The sequence below is a fragment of the Streptomyces sp. ALB3 genome, assembly GCF_044385685.1.
GTDB lineage: Bacteria > Actinomycetota > Actinomycetes > Streptomycetales > Streptomycetaceae > Streptomyces.
The window spans coordinates 1-8,251 of record NZ_JBISCE010000012.1; the positions used below are offsets into that span (position 1 = coordinate 1).

Consider the following 8,251-nt stretch of genomic DNA (forward strand, 5'->3'; position numbering starts at 1 on the left):
GGGGTGCGGACAACCTGGACGCGGTCTTCGGTGACCGGGAGCTCGACGCGTTCGTACTGTTCTCGTCGATCAGCGCCGTCTGGGGCAGCGGCGGGCAGGCCGCGTATGCGGCGGCCAACGCCCATCTCGACGCCCTGGCCGAGCGGCGCAGGGCCCGGGGCCTGACCGCCACCTCCATCGCCTGGGGCCCCTGGGCGGACGGCGGAATGGCGCAAGGCGCGACCGATGACCTGCACCGGCACGGACTCGTGGCGCTGGCTCCCGCCCGCGCGGTCACCGAGCTGCGCCAGGCGCTGGCCGAGGACGAGACCACCCTCACGGTCGCCGACGTGGCATGGGAACGCTTCGCACCCGCGTTCACGGCTCGGCGCCCCAGCCCACTGCTGGGCGACCTCCGCGAAGTACGCGAGGCACTGACGCACGACGACGCGGGAGCCGACGCCGGCCCCGGTGACGCGGCGACGCAACTGAGGGAGCGGCTGTCCTCGGCCACCGATCCGGAGAAACACCGCGTCGTGCTCGAGCTCGTAAGGGGCGAGGCAGCACGGGTTCTGGGCCATGCCTCGTCCGACGCGGTGAAACCCCGACGGGGCTTCGTGGAGCTGGGATTCGACTCGCTCATGGCCGTGGAGGTACGCAACCGGCTCGCGTCCCGCACCGGGCTCAGCCTGCCGACCACACTTCTCTTCGACCACACCTCGTCCGCGGCACTGGCGGAGCACCTGTGCTCCGTACTGGCGCAGGACATGTCGGCCGCGGCCCCGGTCACCTCGGCCATCACGGAACTGGAGCGCATGCTCTCCGAGTTGCCCGTCACCGGCGCTGACCGCGAGGACATCACGGAGAGGCTCCAGCGCCTTCTGACGACCTGGGGCGGCCCACCCGTACGTGCCACACCGCCGGACACCTCCACACAGGTAGGCGTCGAAGTGGACCCAGCGCTCGACGCGGCCACCTCGGACGAGATGTTCGACCTCATCCAACGCGAATTCGGCAAGTCCTGACCGGCAGTTGTTGACGCGCGTGCAAACCAAGGCTTTCTCAAGGGACGGTGCTGTTTCCGATGGCGAGTGAAGAGAAACTCCTGGATCACCTCAAGTGGATGACCGCTGAGCTCCGGCAGACGAAGCAGCGGCTCCACGAGGTCGAGTCCGAGAGCCAGGAGCCGATCGCCATCGTCGGCATGAGCTGCCGGTTCCCCGGAGACGCCCGCTCGCCCGAGCAGCTGTGGCAGCTGGTGGCCGACGGCTCGGACGCGATCACCGGCTTCCCCCCGGACCGCGGGTGGGACACGGACGGGCTCCACCACCCCGACCCGGACCATCCCGGCACGACGTACGCCGACCAAGGCGGCTTCCTCGCGTCCGTAGGGGACTTCGACGCCGAGTTCTTCGGTATCTCGCCACGCGAGGCGCTGGCGATGGACCCGCAGCAACGGCTGCTGCTCGAAACCGCCTGGGAGACGCTGGAACGATCCGGCATCGACCCCGTGTCCTTGCACGGCAGCCGCACTGGTGTGTTCATCGGTTCGAACGCGCAGGACTACGCCGAGCTGTTGCACAACGACACGGCGGAGCTGGGCGGATACCTGGCCATCGGGAACGCCGCGAGCGTCATGTCCGGCCGGATCGCCTACGCACTCGGTCTTCAGGGGCCGGCCGCGACCGTCGACACCGCGTGCTCCTCATCGCTGGTGGCTCTGCACTGGGCGGCCCAGGCGCTGCGCCAGGAAGAGTGCTCCATGGCGCTGGTCGGCGGGGCGTCGGTGATGTCCACCCCCGGGGCGTTCCTGGAGTTCTCCCGCCAACGAGGTCTGGCGGCAGACGGCCGGTGCAAGGCCTTTGCCGAAGCGGCCGACGGAACCGGCTGGGGCGAGGGCATCGGCATGCTGCTGGTGGAGCGGCTGTCGGACGCCCGTCGCAACGGACACCAGGTCCTGGCCGTCGTCCGGGGCTCGGCGATCAATCAGGACGGGGCGAGCAGCGGCCTCACCGTCCCCCACGGGCCGTCGCAGCAGAGGGTGATCCGTCAGGCGCTGACCGACGCCGGGCTTTTCCCGGCCGACGTGGACGTGGTGGAGGCCCACGGCACGGGGACCCGGCTCGGCGACCCGATCGAGGCCCAGTCCTTGCTGGCGACCTACGGACAGGACCGGCCCGAGCACCGGCCGCTGTACCTGGGATCGCTCAAGTCGAACATCGGTCACACGGCGGGTGCCGCGGGTGTGGCCGGTGTGATCAAGATGGTGATGGCCATGCGGCACGGCGTGCTGCCGCAGACCTTGCACGTGGACGAGCCCTCATCCCATGTGGACTGGTCTGCGGGGCGTGTCGAGCTCCTGACCGAGTCGATGGCCTGGCCCGACACGGGCCGGCCGCGACGGGCGGGTGTCTCGTCGTTCGGGATGAGCGGTACCAACGCTCACGTCGTCCTCGAACAGGTCGAGGAAGCGGACGATGATGAGGCACCGTCGGTGACCACCGCGCCCCCGGTCGTGCCGTGGGTCCTGTCCGCCAAGTCCGCTTCGGCGCTGGCCGGGCAGGCTGGTCGCCTGCTGGCCTTCGGTGACGGAACGCCGCCCAGCGCCGTGGACTTCGGGTATTCCCTCGCTGTGTCCCGGACACCGATGGAAAGCCGGGCGGTGGTCTTCGGCGCGGACTCGGAGGGTCTGCTCCGTCAGCTGGCCGCACTGGCCGAGGACCCGAGCGCCGCCGAGGTGGTCTCGGGCACAGCGGTCGACGACAACCCGGTCGCGGTGCTGTTCTCGGGTCAGGGTGCGCAGCGGTCGGGTATGGGCCGTGAGTTGTATGAGGCGTATCCGGTGTTCGCGGATGCTTTTGACGCGGTGTGTGCGGAGTTGGACCGGCATGGGGAGCGGTCGGTTCGTGAGGTGGTGTTCGAGGGTGGTGAGCTGCTGGATCAGACGCAGTTCACGCAGGCGGGGCTGTTCGCGCTGGAGGTGGCGCTGTTTCGTCTGGTGTCCGCCTGGGGTGTGAAGCCGGATTATCTGCTGGGTCATTCGATCGGTGAGTTGTCGGCCGCGCATGTGGCGGGGGTGTTGTCGCTGGAGGACGCGGCGCGGCTGGTGGCGGCCCGGGGCCGTCTTATGCAGGCACTGCCGGTGGGCGGTGCGATGGTCTCCCTCCAGGCTTCCGAGGACGAGGTCCTGCCGCTGCTGGTCGACGGCGTGTCCATCGCCGCGCTCAACGGACCGTCCGCCACGGTGGTTTCCGGTGACGAAGATGCTGTCCTGGCCATTGCCGCCCATTTCGAGGCGGAGGGCCGTAAGACCAAGCGGCTGCGGGTGAGTCACGCGTTCCACTCGCCGCGCATGGACGCCATGCTGGAGGAGTTCCGCACAATCGCCGAGGGGCTTACCTTCGGTCGCCCCGAGATCGCCATCGTGTCCAACGTGACCGGCCAGGTCGTGGCCGGCGACGAGCTGTGCTCGGCGGACTACTGGGTGCGCCATGTCCGTGAGGCGGTCCGCTTCGTCGACGGCATGCGGACGTTGCAGGACCAGGGCGTGACCACGTTCCTGGAGCTGGGCCCGGATGGTGTTCTGTCCGCGATGGGCCTGGACTGCGTCGAGGACTCGGTCTTCGCCCCCGTGTTGCGCAAGGACCGTGACGAGGCGACCACGCTGGTCACCGCCCTCGCCGAGCTCCACGTGCGTGGATCGTCCGTGGACTGGGCGGCGTACTTCGCCGGCACCGGTGCCCGCCGCGTCGACCTGCCCACCTACGCCTTCCAGCGTCAGCGGTACTGGCCGAAGAACACGTGGCCCCGGACCGGGGACGCGACCGGGCTGGGGCTGCGTACCGGCGATCATCCGCTGCTTGCCGCCGCGGTGGGGCTGGCGCACACCGATGAGTTCCTGTTCACGGGTCGTCTGTCGCTGCAGACTCAGCCATGGCTCGCCGATCACGCCGTCATGGGATCGGTCCTGCTGCCGGGTACAGCCTTCGTCGACCTGGCCCTGCACGCGGGCGACCACGTGGGATGCGAGCTCGTGGACGAGCTGACGCTGCAGGCGCCGCTCGTGCTCCACGAGTCGGCAGGGGTCCAGCTGCAGGTCGTGGTGGGCACCCCGGAGGCCGACGGGCGGAGGCCTGTCAGCGTGCACTCCCGTCCCGGGGAGGCCGACGGAGAAGCAGGCGACTGGACCGAGCACGCCACCGGTCTGCTGGCACCCGTCGACGCGGCGGTCGAGTCCGCCGCCGAGGCCTCGGTCCAGGAGTCCTTGCGGGCATGGCCGCCGCGGGACGCGACGGAGGTCGGCGTCGAAGGACTGTACGAACAGCTCGTGGCCCAGGGCTTCGGCTACGGTCCCGCGTTCCAAGGGCTGCAACGGGTCTGGCGCCGCGGCGAGGAGGTCTTCGCCGAAGTGGCGGTGGCCGGCCTCGACGTCGCCGGATTCGGTGTGCACCCGGCGCTGCTCGACTCCGCCCTCCACTCCCTCGCCGTGGGAGGCCTGCTGGGCGGCGGCGGCCTTGACGGCACGGCGGGTTCCGGGCGGCGCGGGTGGCTGCCGTTCTCCTGGAGCGGGGTGTTCCTGCGCGCCACCGGGTCCACCACGCTGCGCATGAGGATCGCGTCCACGGGCCGCGACGACACGATGTCACTGATCCTGGCCGACGCCGCCGGTCAGCTCGTCGCGCAGGTCGACGCGTTGACACTGCGCGAAGTGACCGCCGAGCAGTTCGACGACCGGCGTCGTGTCACCGGGGACTCACTGTTCCAGCTGAGCTGGGCCGAGGTCGTCGCCCAGGACGCCCTCTCACCGGGGACAGGTGGCGAGGGGCAGTCATGGGCCGTGCTGACGGCCGGTGGGACCCCCGCCCCCGACGGCTGGGACTCGTTCGCCGATGTGGCCGCCCTCACCGCTGCCCTCGACGCGGGTGCCGCCGCCCCGGACGTCGTGCTGGTCGACGTCACCGACCGCGCGGCCGACGACGCGGACGTACTCGCAGCCGTCCACCGCTCGGCGCAACGCACGCTCGGACTCCTCCAGGAATGGCTGGCCGAACCGCGCTTCGACGCCTCCCGGCTGGTCGTCGTCACCCGTCGAGCGGTCGACACGGGCGACGATACGGACGGTGCCGCGAGCGCCACCTCCGACCTTTCCGCCGCCCCGGTGTGGGGCTTGCTGCGGTCGGCACAGTCGGAGAACCCGCAGCGCTTCGTCCTGTTGGACCTGGACGGGACGGAGGAGCCCGACGCCGCTGTCGTACGCCGCGCCGTCGACAGCGGCGAGCCGCAGCTCGCCCTGCGCGACGGAGCGCTCCGCGCACTCCGCGTCGTACGGTCCGGGCACGACGGCACGCTGGTGCCACCTGTGGACGGCACGTCCTGGCGCCTCGACAGCGCGAGCAAGGGAACGCTCGACGGACTGCGGCTGCTGCCCCACCCGGAAGCGGACGGCGAGCTCGGCCCCGGTCAGGTCCGTGTGGCCGTACGTGCGGCAGGGCTCAACTTCCGGGACGTCCTGATCGCCCTCGACATGTATCCAGGGCAGGCCACGATGGGCATCGAGGGCTCCGGTGTCGTACTGGAGACCGGCCCCGGTGTGACCGGCATCGTGCCCGGTGACCGGGTGATGGGCCTGCTCAGCGGCGGGTTTGGTCCGACCGCGGTGACCGATCACCGCATGGTCACGAGGATTCCCCACGGATGGTCGTACACCGAGGCGGCCTCGGTGCCCATCGTGTTCCTCACCGCCTATTACGGCCTTGTCGACCTTGCCGCACTCCAGTCCGGCGAGTCGGTCCTCGTCCATGCCGCAGCGGGTGGTGTGGGCATGGCGGCCACACAGCTTGCGCGTCACCTCGGCGCCGAGGTCTACGGGACGGCCGGCCCGGGCAAGTGGGACGCCCTGCGAGAACTCGGCCTGCACGACGCGCGCATAGCGTCCTCGCGCACGCTGGAATTCGAGGAGCAGTTCCTGGCCGCCACCGACGGACGCGGCGTCGACGTGGTGCTGGACTCCCTCGCCGGGCCGTTCGTCGACGCCTCGCTGCGGCTGCTGCCACGCGGCGGACGTTTCGTGGAAATGGGCAAAGCCGACGTACGTGATCCTGAGACGGTCGGTCACGACCACCCGGGGGTCGCCTACCAGGCATTCGACGTCATCGAGGCGGGGCCCGAGCGGATCGGCCGGATGCTGGCGGAGATCGTCGCGCTGTTCGAGACCGGGGCACTGCGTCCGCTTCCGGTGCGTACCTGGGACGTCCGCCGTGCACCGGAGGCCTTCCGCTTCCTCAGCCAGGCCCGGCACATCGGCAAGGTCGTGCTCACGGTTCCGCAGCCGCTCGACCCCGACGGAACCGTGCTGCTGACCGGCGGCACCGGATCGCTCGGCGGTGTACTCGCCCGGCACCTGGTCGCCACCCACGGTGCCCGGCACCTGGTGCTGGCCGGCCGCAGCGGACCTGACGCGCCGGGCGCCCGGGAACTCGCCGCCGAACTCACCGAGCTCGGCGCCACCACCGTCACCCTGGCGGCCTGCGACGTCTCCGACGCCGACGAGCTCGCCGGCCTCCTGGCCGAGATCGGCGACGAGCACCCGCTGACTGCCGTGGTGCACGCCGCGGGCGTGCTCGACGACGGCGTCATCTCCTCGCTGACCGGCGACCGTCTCGACGCGGTACTGAAGCCCAAGGCGGACGCCGCCTGGCATCTGCACCGGCTGACCCGCGACCTGGACCTGGCGGTGTTCGCACTCTTCTCGTCCACTTCGGGTCTGCTCGGTGCGCCCGGCCAGGGCAACTACGCGGCCGCCAACGCCTTTCTGGATTCGTTGGCCCAGGTGAGGCGGAGGGACGGCCTCGCAGCGACCTCCCTCGCCTGGGGACCGTGGGAACAGGCCGGCGGCATGATCGACCGGCTTCGCGGGACGCACGCGGGCCGCAGCAGCAGGGGCGGACTGGTCGCCCTGTCGGCGCAGGAGGGCGTGGCCCTGTTCGACGCCGCTGTCGCCGTGGACGACGCCGTACTCGTACCGATGAAGCTCGACGCGACGTCCCTGCGCGGGCGGGACGGAGAGCCGGCCCTGTTCAAGGGACTGGGCCTTGGCGGGCGCAGATCCACCAGGCGCAGCGTGGCCTCGGCGTCCCTCGGGATGTCGACGCTCACCGAGCGGCTGAGAGGACTGGACGACTCCGAGCAGGCACAGACACTGGTCGAACTGGTCAGCGCTCAGGCAGCCGCCGTTCTCGGACACACCGACGCGGGCGCCGTACCACCCGGCCGGGCGTTCAAGGAGCTCGGCTTCGACTCCCTCACGGCCGTCGAACTGCGCAACCGACTGGGGGCGGCTACCGGACTCCGGCTTCCCGCATCGCTGATCTTCGACTACCCGACCCCGGTCCTGCTCGCCGGCCACCTGCGGAGCACGCTGGTCGAGACACCCGGATCGCCCGCGCCCGCCGATCCCGCCGTGCGCGCCGGATCGCCGGACGCCGATGAACCGATCGCGATCGTGGCCATGAGCTGCCGCTACCCGGGCGGCGTGACCTCACCGGAGGACCTCTGGGACCTCGTCGCCGGCGGCACCGACGGCATCTCCGGCTTCCCCACCGACCGGGGCTGGCGACTGCCGTCCCCCGAGGACGGCTCCGGCCTGCCGCACGAGGGCGGATTCGTCCACGACGCGGGCGCGTTCGACGCCGCGTTCTTCGGGATCTCGCCGCGTGAGGCGCTGGCGATGGACCCCCAGCAGCGGCTGCTCCTCGAGGCCGCATGGGAAGTGTTCGAGCGGGCCGGGATCGAGCCGTCCTCCGTACGCGGCAGTCGCACCGGCGTCTTCGCCGGGACGTCCACCTCCGGCTACGCCACGTCGCTCGACCAGCTCCCCGAAGGTGTCGCCGGACACGTGCTGACCGGCACGGCGGGCAGTGTCGTCTCCGGACGGGTGGCGTACACCTTCGGCCTGGAAGGACCCGCGGTGTCGGTCGACACGGCGTGCTCCTCCTCGCTGGTGGCGTTGCACCTCGCCACGCAGGCGCTGCGGTCGGGCGAGTGCTCCATGGCGCTGGCGGGCGGCGTCATGATCATGGCCGATGAGGGGATCTTCGCCGAGTTCGGCGGGCACGGCGGCCTAGCTGTGAACGCCCGCTGCAAGGCCTTCTCCGACGACGCGGACGGCACTGCCTGGTCCGAGGGCGCCGGCCTGCTGCTCCTCGAACGGCTTTCGGATGCGCGGCGTAACGGTCATGAGGTCCTGGCGGTGGTGCGGGGCAGTGCGGTGAAC

General features: G+C 71.0%; 2 protein-coding genes. Both read left to right on the plus strand.

Annotated features, from left to right (window positions below; translation table 11 throughout):
* Nucleotides 1–1,004, plus strand: a 1,004-nt coding sequence (locus ACHFIV_RS11155; protein WP_398966348.1) for a beta-ketoacyl reductase, incomplete at its 5' end; no start/stop codon positions are given.
* A gap of 98 nt (nucleotides 1,005–1,102) precedes the next feature.
* Nucleotides 1,103–8,251 (plus strand): SDR family NAD(P)-dependent oxidoreductase (locus ACHFIV_RS11160; RefSeq protein ID WP_458575929.1); only part of this gene is annotated, 7,149 nt, incomplete at its 3' end.